The organism is Streptomyces sp. NPDC058289 (genome assembly GCF_042880975.1).
In the GTDB taxonomy this organism is placed as follows: Bacteria; Actinomycetota; Actinomycetes; order Streptomycetales; family Streptomycetaceae; genus Streptomyces; species Streptomyces stoeckheimensis.
Genome location: NZ_JBHVYI010000025.1, coordinates 55,058 through 69,134, shown reverse-complemented (window position 1 = coordinate 69,134; position 14,077 = coordinate 55,058). Strand labels below are relative to the sequence as shown.

17 protein-coding genes, 1 tRNA gene and 1 pseudogene are annotated in these 14,077 nt (G+C 70.6%); 1 reads left to right on the top strand and 18 read right to left on the bottom strand.

What is annotated here, in order from left to right; translation table 11 throughout:
• Nucleotides 1–28: 28 nt before the first annotated feature.
• A complete protein-coding gene (locus ACFVX6_RS15495) occupies nucleotides 29–1,483 on the bottom strand; it encodes an MFS transporter (protein ID WP_389691618.1) in 1,455 nt (484 codons plus the stop codon).
• 202 nt (nucleotides 1,484–1,685) lie between these two features.
• On the opposite strand from ACFVX6_RS15495, the gene ACFVX6_RS15490 reads away from it, so the two are divergent.
• Nucleotides 1,686–1,757 (top strand) — tRNA-Cys (locus ACFVX6_RS15490).
• A gap of 82 nt (nucleotides 1,758–1,839) precedes the next feature.
• On the opposite strand, the gene ACFVX6_RS15485 is transcribed toward ACFVX6_RS15490, so the two are convergent.
• From ACFVX6_RS15485 to ACFVX6_RS15405, 17 genes and pseudogenes are all read right to left on the bottom strand, one after another.
• A complete protein-coding gene (locus ACFVX6_RS15485) occupies nucleotides 1,840–3,114 on the bottom strand; it encodes a tyrosine-type recombinase/integrase (protein WP_389691616.1) in 1,275 nt (424 codons plus the stop codon).
• Between the two features lie 11 nt (nucleotides 3,115–3,125).
• Nucleotides 3,126–3,362 (bottom strand): excisionase family DNA-binding protein, encoded by a 237-nt coding sequence (locus tag ACFVX6_RS15480; RefSeq protein WP_389691614.1) that lies wholly within the window; start codon nucleotides 3,360–3,362, stop codon nucleotides 3,126–3,128.
• 458 nt (nucleotides 3,363–3,820) lie between these two features.
• Nucleotides 3,821–5,296, bottom strand: a complete 1,476-nt coding sequence (locus ACFVX6_RS15475) for an ATP-binding protein (RefSeq protein ID WP_389691612.1) — start codon at nucleotides 5,294–5,296, stop codon at nucleotides 3,821–3,823.
• Between the two features lie 2 nt (nucleotides 5,297–5,298).
• Complete coding sequence (locus ACFVX6_RS15470; protein ID WP_389691610.1) at nucleotides 5,299–6,150, bottom strand: bifunctional DNA primase/polymerase; 852 nt, start codon at nucleotides 6,148–6,150, stop codon at nucleotides 5,299–5,301.
• Nucleotides 6,151–6,329: 179 nt separating this feature from the next.
• Nucleotides 6,330–6,488, bottom strand: a complete 159-nt coding sequence (locus ACFVX6_RS15465) for a hypothetical protein (RefSeq protein WP_389691675.1) — start codon at nucleotides 6,486–6,488, stop codon at nucleotides 6,330–6,332.
• Nucleotides 6,489–6,659: 171 nt separating this feature from the next.
• Nucleotides 6,660–7,355, bottom strand: a pseudogene (locus ACFVX6_RS15460) (DNA cytosine methyltransferase); the annotation flags it as partial.
• An 82-nt stretch (nucleotides 7,356–7,437) separates the two neighbouring features.
• Complete coding sequence (locus tag ACFVX6_RS15455) at nucleotides 7,438–7,722, bottom strand: hypothetical protein (protein WP_389691608.1); 285 nt, start codon at nucleotides 7,720–7,722, stop codon at nucleotides 7,438–7,440.
• Nucleotides 7,723–7,733: 11 nt separating this feature from the next.
• Entirely contained in the window at nucleotides 7,734–8,183 is a 450-nt protein-coding gene (locus tag ACFVX6_RS15450; protein ID WP_389691606.1) for a hypothetical protein, read from the bottom strand.
• A 10-nt stretch (nucleotides 8,184–8,193) separates the two neighbouring features.
• Entirely contained in the window at nucleotides 8,194–8,382 is a 189-nt protein-coding gene (locus ACFVX6_RS15445) for a hypothetical protein (protein ID WP_271244202.1), read from the bottom strand.
• A 30-nt stretch (nucleotides 8,383–8,412) separates the two neighbouring features.
• Complete coding sequence (locus ACFVX6_RS15440; protein ID WP_389691604.1) at nucleotides 8,413–8,610, bottom strand: hypothetical protein; 198 nt, start codon at nucleotides 8,608–8,610, stop codon at nucleotides 8,413–8,415.
• A 19-nt stretch (nucleotides 8,611–8,629) separates the two neighbouring features.
• Nucleotides 8,630–8,881, bottom strand: coding sequence for a hypothetical protein (locus ACFVX6_RS15435; protein WP_389691602.1), 252 nt, complete (start codon nucleotides 8,879–8,881; stop codon nucleotides 8,630–8,632).
• A gap of 139 nt (nucleotides 8,882–9,020) precedes the next feature.
• Nucleotides 9,021–11,231 (bottom strand): cell division protein FtsK, encoded by a 2,211-nt coding sequence (locus ACFVX6_RS15430; RefSeq protein ID WP_389691600.1) that lies wholly within the window; start codon nucleotides 11,229–11,231, stop codon nucleotides 9,021–9,023.
• Nucleotides 11,228–11,608 carry an RRQRL motif-containing zinc-binding protein gene (locus ACFVX6_RS15425; RefSeq protein ID WP_389691598.1) on the bottom strand — a complete coding sequence of 127 codons (381 nt, stop codon included), beginning with the start codon at nucleotides 11,606–11,608 and terminating at the stop codon, nucleotides 11,228–11,230. The genes ACFVX6_RS15430 and ACFVX6_RS15425 overlap by 4 nt, the downstream gene beginning before the upstream one ends.
• Nucleotides 11,605–12,453: a DUF2637 domain-containing protein gene (locus ACFVX6_RS15420; protein WP_389691671.1), complete on the bottom strand. Its 849-nt coding sequence runs from the start codon at nucleotides 12,451–12,453 to the stop codon at nucleotides 11,605–11,607. The genes ACFVX6_RS15425 and ACFVX6_RS15420 overlap by 4 nt, the downstream gene beginning before the upstream one ends.
• Nucleotides 12,454–12,479: 26 nt before the next feature.
• Nucleotides 12,480–13,079, bottom strand: coding sequence for a hypothetical protein (locus tag ACFVX6_RS15415; protein WP_389691596.1), 600 nt, complete (start codon nucleotides 13,077–13,079; stop codon nucleotides 12,480–12,482).
• Nucleotides 13,076–13,372: a hypothetical protein gene (locus ACFVX6_RS15410; RefSeq protein ID WP_389691594.1), complete on the bottom strand. Its 297-nt coding sequence runs from the start codon at nucleotides 13,370–13,372 to the stop codon at nucleotides 13,076–13,078. Before ACFVX6_RS15410 ends, ACFVX6_RS15415 begins: the two co-directional genes overlap by 4 nt.
• A gap of 80 nt (nucleotides 13,373–13,452) precedes the next feature.
• The gene (locus ACFVX6_RS15405; RefSeq protein WP_389691592.1) at nucleotides 13,453–13,923 is read right to left on the bottom strand and encodes a transcriptional regulator; all 471 of its coding nucleotides are present in this window, start codon (nucleotides 13,921–13,923) and stop codon (nucleotides 13,453–13,455) included.
• Nucleotides 13,924–14,077 lie beyond the last annotated feature (154 nt).

Genomic DNA, 14,077 nt, shown 5'->3' with positions numbered 1-14,077 from the left:
CGACGGTGCCGCGCCCGGCGAAGGGGGCTCAGCCGCGTCGGGGCTCCACATCCAGCCGGGTGGCGACCCACGCCCCCACCAGCGCCACGCAGGCCATCGGCAGGAACACCACCACGAACGCACCGGGGTGCGAAGCCCCGGCCCCCTCCGCCACGGAGTGCACCGCACCCACCGCTCCCCCGCCCAGCGCAGCGAACGCCGCGCCCCCGGCAGCAAGCAGCACCACGTTCGCCAGCGCGTCGGAGATCTGCAGCGAGGCGGAGTTCGCCCCCGCCTCCTCCGGCGCCGACAGCTTCAGCAGCAGCACGCTCGTGGAGCCGATGACGAGCCCCATCCCCAGACATCCCATCGCCCACACCAGCGCCAGGATCCACACCGGCACCCACTCCACGAGCACCGCCGGCACCCCGGCGATCGCCGCGGCGACCATGATCATGCCCAGCACCATCAGCCGTTCCCGGTACGGCGCCACCCGCCCCTGCGACTGCACCCACGAGCCGGCCGCCCACGTCACCCCGCCCAGGGCGAGCGAGAAGCCGGCCATCGTCGGGCTCAGCCCCCGCTGGGTGACCAGCATCAGCGGTACGAAGCTCTCCGCCGCGATGAACGACCCCGCCGCCACGCCCCGCAGCAGCACCACCGACGGCAGCCCGCGCCGCGCCAGGTAGGTCCCGCGCGGCAGCAGCCCCAGCACCGCGGGCACCAGCAGGGCCGCCCCCGCGAGCCCCGGCAGCAACGACAGCCACCTCACATCCTGCGCGGCGTACTGCAGCAGCCCCGCACCGACCGAGATCCCCAGCGCCAGCCGGATCCGCCGCCGGTCGAACGCCACGGGCGGAGCCCCGGGGTCCACCGGCCCGGAGGCGCTCCGCCGTATCGCCGGCAGCGCCACCGCGAGCGGTACGAAGACCAGCGCGGGTATCCCGAGGAAGACCCAGCGCCACCCGAGGTGCTCGGTCACCGTCCCCGCCGCCAACGGCCCGACGATCGAGGGCACGACCCAGCTCGCGGCGAAGGCCGCCATGATCGCGGGCCGCAGCCGCTCCTCGTAGGCCCGGCTGACGACCACGTAGAGCGCAACGATGACCAGCCCGCCCCCGAACCCCTGCACGGCCCGACCGAGCACGAACATCCACATCGCCCCGGCGGTCCCGGAACACACCAGCCCGGCGGCGAAGGAACAGATGCCCACGGTCAGCGGCCGCAGCGGCCCCTGCCGGTCGGCCCACTGCCCGGAGAGCACCATGCCGAAGAGGCTGGTCGTGAAGTAGGCGGAGAAGGCGAAGGCGTAGAGCGCGATCCCGTCCAGCTCCCGGGCGGCCACGGGCATGGCGGTCCCGACGGCGGTCGCCTCGAAGGCGATCAGGAAGATGACGGAGATGATCCCGATGCTGAGCGTCCGGTACGCGGGACCGAGGATCCCGCCCTCTGGGTGGTCGGGTATCGGGGCGGGTGCGGTGGTTCGCTTCGGGAGGACGCTCATCGCCCCAGAGTAAGGCTCGTACCGACCTTTCGACCCTGTCATTACGGCGGATCCCGCCCCCGCCTCCAGCCCTAGGCCAAAGGTCCCGCGGGCCCTCCACCCTCCCCTCTGTGAACGCGGCATGGCAGTCACATTGCACGCCCCGCGATTCCCTTCCCCGCCCGCTCCCGCCCTCGTACGGTCATACCCATCACCACCACCCAGCCGTGTGCCCGAGTGGTTGAGGGACTCGCCTGCAAAGCGAGTTACGCCGGTTCGATTCCGGTCACGGCTTCTGATGGCCCGACCAGCCATAACGAATGGGCGGCACCCCACACGGGGTGCCGCCCATTCGGCTGTTCGTCTCAGTTCCCGTCTCACTTCGCCGGTACGAGCACGTCGGCCGCACCGTCGTCGCCCTCGTCCGGCCCATCCGCCGCGGCCTTCCAGATCAGCCCGTCGACCTGCCGCGCGACGTCGGTCCGTACCGCGTCGACCATGTGCTGGTACCGCGCGGCCATGGCCGTGGTCGACCAGCCCATGAGGCCCATGACGGCCCGCTCGGGGACGCCGAGGATAAGCAGCACCGTGGCGGCCGTGTGCCTGGCGTCGTGCAGGCGCCCGTCACGAACCTTCGCTTCGACGAGCAGCGCCTTCCACTCGGCCCAGTCCCTACGGTGCGAAGGGCTGCGCCCGTGCTCGTCGGGGAACACCCAGTCCCCTTCTACCCAGCGCTTCCCCACGGCCTGCCGCTCCTCCTCCTGGACCTTGCGGTGGGCGCGCAACAGGTCGACGAGCTGCTCCGGGAGACCGACCGCGCGACGGCCGGCACGCGACTTGGTGACGGAGGTCTCCGGGTTGCTGCGCCGCCTCTCCGGGCAGTACCCGGCCTTCCGTCCGCAGGGGTCGCTGCACCCGTGCGCATACTGCGGGCGGTGGCGACTCCGGCGGACCACGAGAAACCCACCCTCAAGGTCCACGTCCTCCCACTTCAGGGCCAGCACCTCCCCCTGACGCAGCCCGAGGGCGAGCGCGACGGCCCAGCGCGCCGAATTCCGCTGCCGGCCAGAGGCCTCCAGCAGCCGCTGCACCTCTTTGACTGTGTAGGGCTCCGCCTCGTAGTCGCCGGTCTTCGGCGCCTTGGCCAACTGGACCGGGTTCTTCCCGAGGTGGCCGCGGCGCACTGCCTCGTTGAGCGCGGTGCGGAAGGTGCGGTGTACCTGGTGAGCGGTCGCGGGCTTGCTGCCGCTGGCCTGCATCTTCGTGTAGAAGGTCTCGATGTGCTCGGGCTTGAGCCTGTCGAGACGGTGCGCTCCGAGTCCAGGGATGAGGTGCTTCCGCACGGCAACGCCGTACCCAACCATCGTGTTGTCGTTGACGACGAGGGGCGCGACGTTCTCGATCCAGTGCGTTAGCCAGGCCTTGACGGTCATGGCCTTGCCCGGCTTGCGCACGGTCTTGGCCTCCCGGTCCTTCTCCAGTTCCCGTACGGCGGCCGTGACCTCGGCACGGGTCTTACGCTCGACGTGGCGCCGGTCAGGTGCACCGTCGTCGCGCACACCGACGGTGACACGGCCGTGCCACTTTCCGTCCTTCCCGAAATAGATGGAGCTGCGGCCGTTGGGCTGGCGGGTCCGCTTGTTCTCTGTCATGGGCAGCCCCTTCAGGCAGCGGTGGAGGTAGGGCGGTGCGCTTCACGGAGCCGTGCGAGGAAGTCGGTCACGGCTTCCGCCGGCACGCGGCGAAGCCGACCGATGGGCACGGACTCCAGCTGTCCGGAGCCGATGAGGTGAAAGCACGTGGTCCGGCCGATGGAGAGTCGGCGGGCTGCCTCTTCGACGGTCAGAAGAACGAGCGATAGGTCTGCGGAGTGAGTCGGGGCGACATGAACCTCGTGCATGAGCACGCTCCTTGGCAGGGGTCGTGGCGTGGTGTCCGAGCCCGGGATTTCTGCGTCACCGCGTCATCTGCGTCATTTACCGCTCTGACCTGCGGTTTTGTGGTGACGCAGTGAGGGCTCGTGTGTCACCGGCTGCGTCACCGTGCGTCTTTGGGTGTCGGAGGAGGTGACGCAGGTGACGCAGGATGACGCAGCCGTTGGCCGTCTGCGTCACCCGCGTATTCGCAGATCACAGGTCGTTTAGGGGCTTCTGGTGACGCGGGTGACGCAGGATCTCTTCTCTTAGGAAAAAGAGGGGGGTGGTTTCTGTTGTGGTGCGCTCTGCTCAAGACGAAGGAGGGGCCGCTTCGCGGCGCGACCCTTGCGGCGGCGGCAAGCCGCCGGACAGGCAAGAGGAGCACCCCACCCGGCGAGGCGTGCTCCTCTTGCTTGTACGGGTGCGGCCCACAGGGCGCGGGTCAGAACGCCTCTTGCTGGTGGCCCGGAGGCTCGGGGGCGGGTCGGGTCATCGCGATGTAGCGGGCCGCTTTGGTGCGCCCCCAGTCGACCAGCACACCGCGTGCGGCGAGGGTGGGCTGGAGGCGCTTGAGGCGGTCGGAGAAGACCTTGCCGGTGGTGGGCCACCCCTTGGGCAGGGGCCGGAAGTCCTCGCCCGCGTAGAGCTGGGTGACGGCGTGCAGCCACTCCGCCGACGTCATCCGGACCTCCTCGCCCGGCTCGGCGCCGGCGGCTTGCTTGAGAACGGCCTGCGCCATGAGGTCACCCTCGATCACGTCGTCGTTGAGTTCGTCCAGGCCCGCCCGGTAGGCGTTGAGGGACCCGAAGCCGCTCGCGGCGTCGAGCTGCGCGCACAGGTGGGCGAAGTCGGCCATGCGCAGGTCGGTGGGGATGTCGGCGTCGGCGGCCCGGACTTTGACGGTGAGGTCCAGGAGGGAGCCGAGGATGACCGGCAGTACCTGCGCGTACTCCGCCCACAGCTCCGCCTCGGTCCGCCGAACGCGGGGCCGCACCAAGCGCAGGGGCAAGAGGCGTTCGGCGAGGTCGGGACGGATAACGCCCACGTCGATGCCGGTCAGCAGCAGGGGCCGGCGGTAGCGGGAGCGGTAGACGTCGCCGTCGCTGAACAGCGCCCGCTTGATGCTCTCGGCCCCGGTCACGATGCAGCACATCAGGTCGGACAGGTCCGGCGGCAGGTGCGAGAGGTTGTCCAGGGCCGTGATCCATCCTGCGGCCACGGCCGTGATCAGGTTCTCCTCGTCCTTCGGGGCCCGGCGCAGGTCGCTGGTCATGCCCTCCACGATCCGCATCAGCATGCGAGCCGCGGTGGACTTCCCCGCGCCCTGGGGGCCGGTGAGGAACGGCGCGGGGACGGGCACGGACGGCTCCAGGCAGCCGATCACCCAGGCGACGGCCAGGCACTCGCTCTCCGCCCCGGCGAAGTTGCACAGCCGCAGCAGAGCATCGATCCCCTTCCCGTCGGTGTCCCGCTCGGGAAGGGGCAGTTCGCCGGTGAGTTGGGTGCGGCGCCAGCACACCTCGCGCGGGTCGGGGACGCGGATGTCCCAGCCGGTGGGGTGGATGCGGACGGACTGGCCGTCGTCTCGGCCCAGGTCAAGCCAGGTCGCGCCGTCGAATCCCGGGGCGACCCGGATGTGGGTGGCCTGGACGTCCTGGCTGAGGGCCAGTGCTTCGATCAAATCCAATGCCTCCTTGAGTGCGGTGCCGTTGAAGGAGCCGATCCCGTCGTTGTAGAGGCCGACCATGAGTTCCTGGCGGTGGCTGCCGGTCGTGCCCTGGGAGCGGATCGGCCGTGCGACGGGGTGGCCGTTTCTCTGCGCGTACACGGTGCCTTCGGTGGTGCGGAAGTACCGGAAGTGGTCCTGCGCGTAGTCGGTGATGATCTGCCGTGCCGGGTTCTTCTCGTCCTCGGGCACGGTCACATCCCCAATGCGGTGCGGGCGTTGGTCCAGGCGTCCTCGCAGTGCCGGACGGATTCGCCCTTGCCTTGCGCGGCGGTGAACAGCCGTCCGGTGTGGGCTTCGGTCAGGCATCCGCACCGGCCGTGGGCGGACAGCACGGCGAGGAACGTCCGGTACACGGTCGTGTGGATGGCTTCGGTCGCCGCGGTGATGCGTTGCTCTGCCATGGCGATGCCCCGTTCCAGGTAGACGGGCGAGCGGTGCGGGCACTGCCCGCCCCCGGCCGGCACGGCCACGATGACGTGGCGGGCCTGCCTTGCGGAGGGGTCCTTGACCACGAGCGCACGCACGACGTCCGCCAGCGCGGCCATCGCTCCGGCGCCGGGGCCGCGCCAGCGGACGTAGGACATCGTGGACTTCACGTCGACCCCGGGGCGGACCCCGTTCTTCGACTGCATGGCGCCCCGGTAGATCCAGTGCTCGCCCCGCGTCGTCGGCACGACCGTGGTGGCGGGAAGGGTCTGGCGCGCCCAGGCGACGGCTTGAGTGTCGTCTAGGTCCACGACGGTCAGATCGGCACCGCCGGGGTGGTAGGCGACGGCCTCGGCCTGACGCCAGGCGCGGGCCCAGGCCGGGCCGGTGAGGATGTCCGGGTAGGTGGTGGCGGCGCCCCAGGCGTGGCAGGGAGCCGGGCACCGGCAGGGCCCGGCAGCCTTCATGTGGGGTCGGTCCCCGCACGCCGAGCGGGTGCAGGCCGGGCAGTTCCCGAACGGCTCCTTCCCCTTCCGCAGCGGCAGCACGGGCAGGCCGATCTCCGCGAGCCAGAGCGCCGTACGCAGGTGTCCTCGTGCGTTCGTCGGCACGCTCATGTCGCGCTCCTGACGCCGCCGTACCCGGCGCACGGCGCCGGCAGGTGAGGGGGCCGGACGGTGGTCTCTCGCGGAATGTCGATGGGGTGGGTCATGCTGGGGTTCTCCTGTTTCTGTCGAAGGGACGGAGAGCCGGGGCGGTCGCGGTCTTTGGCGAGAGGCGACCGCCTCGGGCATATCTAGGCGGCGGTGGCGTGCTCTGTCGCCCCGGTCTGCCGGAGTAGGGCGTGGAGGGCTTGGGCGGCCTGTTGCGGGACCACCCCGTTGCCGAGTGCCTTGAGCTGGGCGGTGCGGGACAGCCCCGGTACGTCGGTGACGTGGCCGGTGGGCAGCCCCATGAGCCATTCGACGAAGGCGGGGCTTAGTCGATGGCGATCGTCAGTTGCCCAGGGGGCACGTCGTCCGAGGATGCTTTCCCATCGATGTATGGCGGGTGCGAAACGATCCCAGTCAGCGTCGGGTTGCCCCGCCCGTAGGTCGGGCTGGTTCGCTCCCCGTCCGATGCCGTTGGTGTCGGCAGGAGGAGGCGTGCTGCATCGAGGAGCGTCATGCCGTACCCGGTCCCGTAAGGCGTTCCGTCGGGCCGGTAATTCGCCGTGGTTCCGGGAAACGAGGCGTTGGGTGTCGGCAGCAGGTTCACCGTGGTCCGCAGGTCCAGCCCCCCGTCGCCGTGTGCCCCAGCTCCGTTCGTGTCCGAGGTCCGCGGAGTCGGCAGCAGCGGCGAGGATGAAAAGCCGTTGTCGGGCGTGGGGAGCGCCGGCCTCCGATGCGCGTACAAGGCACCACTCCGCATCGAACCCGAGGCGGGCAAGGTCGGCGAGGACGGTGTCGAATCCCAGTCGAAGGTGCCCTGCGACGTTCTCAAAGACCGCGAGTCGGGGTCGTAGAACGCCAAGGGCGTGGGCGATGTGGGGCCAGATGTGCCGGGCATCTTCGGTTCCCTTCCGCTTGCCGGCGGTGCTGAACGGCTGGCATGGGTAGCCGCCGAGGACGACGTCGACCGGCGGCACCGCCGTCCAGTCCGTGGCCGTGATGTCGCCCAGGTTGGGCACCCTCGGGTGGTGGTGAGCAAGGATGCGGGCGGCTCCGGGATCGTTGTCCGCAACCCACGCGAGCGATCCGCCGAACACCTGCTGTACTGCCATGTCCAAGCCGCCGTATCCGGTGCACAGCGACCCGAGCCGCAGCCCAGAGGGAGGGCTCATGCGGGTTCTCCTGTTTCTGTCGAAGGGACGGAGAGCCGGGGCGGTCGCGGTCTTTGGCGAGAGGCGACCGCCCCGGGCACAGCTACAGGTCGGTGAGCGCGGCCGTGGGGATCTCGTAGACGTCGATGACGTCCTTCACGCCGTGCCAGCGGCCCGCGGTGTGGTGGATGTAGACGACGTGGAGCGGGATGCCGTCACGGCTGGTGAAGGCGTAGACGTTCACGGCGTCCACGTTCTGGACGCTCTCGCGTGCGCCGCTGATGTGGGACAGGACCCCGATCACGCTCATGGGCTCGGGCCGGTACCGCACGCCGTCCACCTGCGTGTAGAGCGTGGGGTGCTGGGTCGCGCTCAGGGTGGGGCTCATGGAGGGCTCCTTCAGCCGTGGAAGTGGTTGCGCTTGAAGACGGCCCGGCGGATGTTGACGACCGTCCCGCCGGTGCGGCCGTGGTTGTTGCCGAGGACCTGGGTGGCGATCCATCCGCCGAAGATGACGGCGGCCAGGATGACGAGCTGCTGGATCAGCGCGGCGACGGCGGCGATGAAGGTGGTCAGGAGCATCAGCCCGCCGCAGGCCGCCGCGAAGCCGATGCCGCCGAGGGCGATGTTGACGGCGAGCGGGTTGACGGCCGGCCGCTCCGCGACGGGCTCGGGGGCCTTCGTGGGGGCGATGGCGTAGCCGGTGATGATGCGGCCGTCCGGAAGCTGGATCGTCTGCACGTCCGGCAGCGGGTGCGGCTGCTGGACCACCAGCGGCGCCGGGGCCATGGGGACCGGCCGGTGAACCTTGGTGGCGGTCTCCCAGCGGGTCGGGTCGTGGTGGTTCAAGGGGTGCCTCCTACAGGTCGGGTATGGCGTTGATGAGGGAGTTGATGACTTCGGTGACGGCGGGGGCGGCGCCGGTGGAGGCGAGGTAGAAGCCGAACATCACGGCGACGAAGGCGGAGCCGACGCCGAGGGTCTTGGAGCGCAGGAGGAGCGCGAGGAGGAGCCCGAAGAGGGCGACGAGGGTGATGGTGACGGCCAAGGAGGCCTCCTTGCTCGGGGTTGAGGGGTTCTACTTGCGGCGGTTGGCGCGGGCGTCTTCGCGGGCCTGGGCGACCTCGCGGATGCGGTCGATCTCGTTCTCGATGCGCTTGGTGGACTTGCCGCGCTGCTGGCGGCGGACGGCCTTGGCGCCGAGGTAGACGACGCGGGCGAGTTCTCCGAGGCTGTGCGGGTCCTTGTCGGTGAGCGCGAACTTTTCACGGGCCATGACGGGTCCTCCCTTGGGGTTAGCGGGTGCCGGCGCGGTGGATGCGGGCGGCGCGGTTGTGGAGGCGGCGGCCGACGCGGACGCGTATGCCGTGGCCGTGGCAGCGGCGGCAGACCTTGCCGCGCTTGGGTCGTCCCTTGCGGTCGAACTTGAGGAGTTGGCCGACGCCGTCGCACTTGCGGCAGGTGCCGAACGGGGAGAGCCAGCACCGGACGCCGTAACCAAGAGTGACGGCGAGTAGGCAGGCGCTAGCGAGCAGGGCAAGGCTCATCGAGGCCCTCCTGGGCGGATTTTCGGGGTTTTCGCAGGTGGGCCGCTAGACGCTAGCGACCTGATCAGGTGCGGCTTTGGTCGCTAGCGAGGTTGCTAGGTCTAGCGACGTGGGTTGCTAGACCTAGCGGCCTTCGGGGCTACTTCGCGGCCCGGTTCTTGTCACGTTTGGTGATGGCGTCGATGATGTGCTGGCGCTCGATGCCGCGCCGGTTGGCGCCCTTGCCGGTCTCGGTCTTGCCCCATACCTGGTCGGTCTTGATGCCGAACGGCTTGAGGACGGTGCCGAGCTGGTCGGCCTTCGCGCGGCCCTCCAGCTCGGCCCACGGCCCGTAGGCGCCGGGGTCGAGTTCGGCGAGGCGGTCCACGATGACCTCGGACCACACCTTGTCCTCGGAACGGCCAAGGACGGTGGCGATGTCGTCCAGGATCGCGTCCGCGCTGCGAGCCGCGGGGACCTCGCCGATCGCGTCGCCGGTCAGGGTGCCTTCCTCCTCGCGCAGGGCGCGGGCGCGGACGAGGATGCTGTCGGCGTCGCGGCCGTCGGCGAGGTAGGTGCGCACGATTCCGGAGTCGTCGCTCATGCCCTTGAGGAGGCCGACGCCCTTGTGGGACTTCAGGAGGCGGGAGGCGTCCAAACCCTCCGAGTAGGAACCTGCGCCGAGGACGACGTCGGACACCTGCCAGGAGCCGACCCGCAGCGAGAACCGGGCCTGGTGCTGGTCACGGAGCACGGACGGGCAGGCCTGGTCGTCGGGCTTCTGGGTGGAGTTCATGACCGAGACCCCGACGGCCGGCGCGACACGGGCGAGGTAGACCAGCAGGTCAAGGATCGTCCTGCCGTGGACGGGGTGCTGCAGGTACTCCTGCACCTCATCCAGCACCACGAGGGTGAGCGGCATGTTCAGCTTCTTGTCCCGGGACAGTTCCGGGGTGAGCTTGCCCTCAGGGCAGATGTGCAGCGGCAGTTCGGAGAGGCGGTGGTAACGGTCCTCGACGTCCGCTTTCAGCTCCATCAGCGCGTTGATGAGGTGTTCTACGGGGTCGAAGCCGTTGCGGGGCACGATGCCGAACCCGATCCGGTGCGCGACCTTGGAGAAGGACCGCCAGTCCGGGGAGGCCTTCCCGTCGAACAGGATGATCCGCACGTACGGGTCCAAGGCGGCGGCCAGGACGATGGAGCGGGCGGAGAACGTCTTGCCCTGGCGGGGGACGGCTCCGACCAGGAGGGACAGCCACAGCATGCTGGCCATGACCGGGTTGCCGCGCTCGTCCACGCCCCATGGGAACGGCTTCCAGAAGTCCACCCTCGTTGCACCGAGGAGCGGGGTGCGGCCGGCGGGGACGGCGAGCGGGTCGCGGTCGGCGATCCACATCGAGACCCGGCGGGCGCTGGTCTCGTCGCGGTCCAGGAAGAGCTGGGTGGGTGAGATGTCGATGCCCGAGGCGAGCGGCACGTGCTTCTTGAGCGCGTCCTCGAACGTCTTGCCGTAGGGGAGGTCGACGACGACCCGCCATCCGTCGCCGTCGCGGCCGATCGGGCGGGGGAAGGCGATGCCCTGGTCCTTGACGGTAAGGCCGGCGGCGGCGAAGGCGCGGGTGATGATGTCGGAGGACAGGCGGCGCTTGCGGAAGGTGACCTTGGCCCGGTCGATGAGCGGCTTGTCCGCCGGGGCCCCGACCACTCCGAGCGTGGTGGTCAGTGCGGCGATGGAGAGCATGAGCATCCACGACGGGGCCATGACGTAGACGGTCAGGGCGGCGGCCAGGCCGACGAACCCGGCGACCGCGGCGACGATGCCGCGCAGGCGGACGCGGTCGTTGCGCTGCCGGGACAGGCTCAGGTACTCCCCCGCGTCCTCGGCGCGCACGGCGGCGAGGCGGAGGTTCTTGCCCTCGGCGTCGAACACCCAGCGGCCGGCCGCGGCCGACCAGCGCCAGGCCCCGCGGGGGGCGTAGGCCAGGATCTTCGGCGTGTAGACGACCGGGAGTCGGAGTGCGTGGTAGCCGACGAGGGTGGAGTAGTGGCGGACGGCCCAGCGGCGGACGGCGGTCCGCTGGTCGGGGAGTTTGACCCAGTCGGGCAGGACCGGCTGACGGGTCTTGTCGTGGGCCTGCATCCACTCCGCGACCGACGGCGGGTACACCTGGCGGGGCGGGTCGACCGGGGCTCCGTCGGCGATGTCGTGCGAGTCGTCGGTGTCGGGGAGTTCGGCCTGCCACTCACCGGGCAGGACCTCGCCCACGCCGGGGGCGTCGGGTCCGGGGGGGGTCTTCTTGGGGAAGGGCATCACCTTGGCCGTGTGCTCGTCCGGGCCCTCGGCGTGCGGGAACGGGGTGGTCTCGGTCACGACGGTTCGACTCCTTCGGGGTAGGCGCAGGGGATGCACACGCCGAGCTGGGCGGGGATGACGTATCCGGCATCGCGCCGGCATTCGGGGCAGGTACGGCGGGCGGTGTTGGCCTTGGCCAGCGCGGCGGTCTTGGCCGGGGTCATCGGCCGTACGGGCTTGGCCCGGTCGACGCGGTAGAGGAACGCGGTCAGCGGGCCGCGCCGGAAGCGCGGGCGGAGCACCTGACCGGCGATGTCCTGGCCGCCGGGACGGAGCCCGAGGGCTCGGAGCTGGCGGCGGGTTGCGAGACCGTCCGGGGCCAGGCGCCAGGGGAATGTGGGTATCCCGTGGGCGGCCCCGGTCGGGTCGAAGCAGCGGGCGAACGTCAGGCTCATCCGGCCACCGCCGCGACGGCAGTCGCCTGATCGGCGCGCTCGGCCTTGAGGGTGTCGCGCAGGGTGCGGCCGTTGGCCGACGAGGTGCGGACGGCCTTGCGGATCGCCTCCGCTGTCAGCTCGGCGTCCGGCCAGTCGGCTGTAGCCGACCGGGCCTCGCTGAGGAGTTGGTCCGGGGTGCGGGTCGGTCGGGGTGTGCGGGCCGACTCCGGGACCCGGCCGGTCGCCCGACGCGGGGCGTGCTGCACGGCGGCGACGGCCAGGGCCGGGGCCGACTGTGACAGCTCGACCGGCACTGGGTCGGCCGCCTCGATGGCGGGGAGTTCGGTCACCGCACTCGGGGCTGCGGGGGTCGACTCGTGCAGGTCAGACCCCAACCGATTTACGGTGGGCTGATCTGATTCATCCTGATCTGCGATCCGGGCCAATCGGTGGTGCAAGACTTTCGCAACGAGGTCGGAGCCGAAGAAGATGGACCCGACCGGGAGCGAGGTCGCCAGCAGCACGAGGACCCAGTTGGCGGGGTCCCAGTCGGCCAACTGCACCCGTCCACCGCCGTGCAGCTCAGGAACGAGTCCGTGCACATAGTTGAGGACCAGTGAGGCGATCGTGTACCCAGCCAGCACCCGCAGGGCGAACGTCTTGTCCTTGCCGGTGAGTACGAGGGTGGCGACCAGGGCCAGGGCCATCAGGCCGTCGACCACGAACGGGTAGAGCAGGGCGGCCGTGCCGTCGGCGCCGACGGCCTTGGCGACGTCGTGCTGAGCGTTCCAGGAGACGCGGAAGGCCATGGCGACCACGCCGACCAGGGCTGCCACGAGGAGGACTCGCGGCCACCGCTTCATCCGCGCCGGCGCCGTGGCCGGGGCGGTCACTGGGCCCCCCCGAGGTCGGGGTTGGTCAGGCCGGTCAGTTGCGCGATCTCGTCGCCGGTCAGCAGCGCCTGCCGGTCCATGGCGTGGGCGACGGTGGTGATGTGCGGCCACAGCAGCGCCACCGTGCGATCGGCCACGCGCCGGATGTGGGACCAGGACTTCCCGCCCGGCGGGGTGTGGCCGCGGCCGAGTCGGTAGCCGAACTGGGCCAGGGCGTCGATGGCCAGCTCGCGGTCGTGGCGTGCCTCGCAGCCCGCTTCCAGCTCCGGTGTCCACAGCCCGGTCTGCTTCAGGTAGCGGACGTGGGCCAGTTCCCCTGCGGCACACTGGGCCGCGTACCGCCAGGGCGAAACGTCAACGGCGACGTGCCGGGTGTTCCCCGTGACCGAGATAGTTCCGTCGGCGGACTGCCATGCGACGACCTGAGTGTCGATGATCTGCATGCCGTAGGCCATGGACAGAGCCGCGTGGCCCGCCTCGTGGAAGGCCAGGCCCAAGCGCACCTGCTCGTAGGGCAGGGAGTGCATGGATACGGTCGCCAGCGGCTCGCCCTTGTGGTCGAGCAGGTGCTCCGGCTGAGGTGCGGTCGAGTTCATGCCGCTACCCGGCCCTTGCCGGTGCGCCGGCGGCTGGCGGGGCGGGGTGCGAGCGGGACGACGTTGAACAGCTCGGGGGCGTGGGCCTCGATCACCTGGGCGGCGACCTGGCTGATGTCGTCCGGGAGGTTCGGGTAGTCGGCGAGGATGTCGCGGGCCGCATCCAGGCGGGCCGCACGCTCCTCGGCACTCTCGCCCTCCACGCCGAGCCACAGCTCGATGGGGGTGCCGAGGGCGAGTTCGATGAACTCGTCGGTGCTGAGGGCTTCACGGGTTCCGATGTAGGTACGCATGGTGCTCTCTCCTGAAGTCGAAGGGACGGTGGGGCGGTCGCGGTCTTTTGGCGAGAGGCGACCGCCCGGAGTGGAGCGGGTCAGACGGTGGTGATGAGGAGCGCGGCGACCAGCAGCCACAGGTGGTGGAAGGACTGATCCAGGGCGTAGGCGCCGGTGCCGAGGTGTGCCGCGGGCTTGCCCTCGGCGGTGACCGGGTGAACCGGGTGCGCCCCGGTGCCCAGCGCGTAGAAGTCCGCGAGGCCGAGGGCCTTGGCGAGGCGAGCCAGGGTGGTTCGGCGGTCCGCCCACCAGTGCGTTGCCGCATCCACACCCAGCCCGATCGCCAGGCCGAGGGCCGAGAGGTCCAGACCCAGCAACAGTGCGACGGGGAGGAGCAACGCGAGCTTGGTGGCGGTCAGGGTTGCGACGTGGCGGGCGTCGGCTAGGCGACCGGTCCAACCGGACTTGCCTTTGTCGGCCGACTGCCGGGAGGTCTGCACCCAGTGGTCGCCCACGCTGTGAGCGACGTACAGAGCGACGAACACAGCGGCGAACGTTGCAGCATCCACAAGAACTCCTTGGTCGAAGGGAAGACGGGGCGGTCGTGGTCCTTGGCGAGAGACGACCGTCGGCGGCCGGGCCGCGGCCGGGGCTGGGGGGGGGGGGGCGGCGCGCCGGCGGCGGGCGGGGGGGTGGCGCTCGGGGGGGGGGGGGTCGGTGACA